The sequence below is a fragment of the Streptomyces sp. NPDC002520 genome, from assembly GCF_053595235.1.
On sequence record NZ_JBSFXG010000086.1, the window covers coordinates 3,481 to 4,677 of the forward strand.

General features: G+C 56.1%; 1 rRNA gene (only partly in view). It reads left to right on the plus strand.

Annotated features, from left to right (window positions below):
- A 23S ribosomal RNA gene (locus ACWD5D_RS44735) occupies positions 1–1,197 on the plus strand (its annotated part extends 1,680 nt beyond the left edge of the window); the annotation flags it as partial.

Genomic DNA, 1,197 nt, shown 5'->3' on the forward strand with positions numbered 1-1,197 from the left:
ACGGCTTGGTGATCCGATTTACTCGGTGAGCTGGGGGTGGCCGCAGAGACCAGCGAGAAGCGACTGTTTACTAAAAACACAGGTCCGTGCGAAGCCGTAAGGCGATGTATACGGACTGACGCCTGCCCGGTGCTGGAACGTTAAGGGGACCGGTTAGCTCCATTTCGGTGGGGCGAAGCTGAGAACTTAAGCGCCAGTAAACGGCGGTGGTAACTATAACCATCCTAAGGTAGCGAAATTCCTTGTCGGGTAAGTTCCGACCTGCACGAATGGCGTAACGACTTCTCGACTGTCTCAACCATAGGCCCGGTGAAATTGCACTACGAGTAAAGATGCTCGTTTCGCGCAGCAGGACGGAAAGACCCCGGGACCTTTACTACAGTTTGATATTGGTGTTCGGTTCGGCTTGTGTAGGATAGCTGGGAGACTTTGAAGCAGGCACGCCAGTGTTTGTGGAGTCGTCGTTGAAATACCAGTCTGGTCGTGCTGGATGTCTAACCTGGGTCCGTGATCCGGATCAGGGACAGTGTCTGATGGGTAGTTTAACTGGGGCGGTTGCCTCCTAAAGAGTAACGGAGGCGCCCAAAGGTTCCCTCAGCCTGGTTGGCAATCAGGTGTTGAGTGTAAGTGCACAAGGGAGCTTGACTGTGAGACCGACGGGTCGAGCAGGGACGAAAGTCGGGACTAGTGATCCGGCGGTGGCTTGTGGAAGCGCCGTCGCTCAACGGATAAAAGGTACCCCGGGGATAACAGGCTGATCTTCCCCAAGAGTCCATATCGACGGGATGGTTTGGCACCTCGATGTCGGCTCGTCGCATCCTGGGGCTGGAGTCGGTCCCAAGGGTTGGGCTGTTCGCCCATTAAAGCGGTACGCGAGCTGGGTTTAGAACGTCGTGAGACAGTTCGGTCCCTATCCGCTGTGCGCGTAGGAGTCTTGAGAAGGGCTGTCCCTAGTACGAGAGGACCGGGACGGACGAACCTCTGGTGTGCCAGTTGTTCTGCCAAGGGCATGGCTGGTTGGCTACGTTCGGGAGGGATAACCGCTGAAAGCATCTAAGCGGGAAGCCTGCTTCGAGATGAGGACTCCCACCCACTTGATGGGGTAAGGCTCCCAGTAGACGACTGGGTTGATAGGCCAGATATGGAAGCCTGGTAACGGGTGGAGTTGACTGGTACTAATAGGCCGAGGGCTTGTCC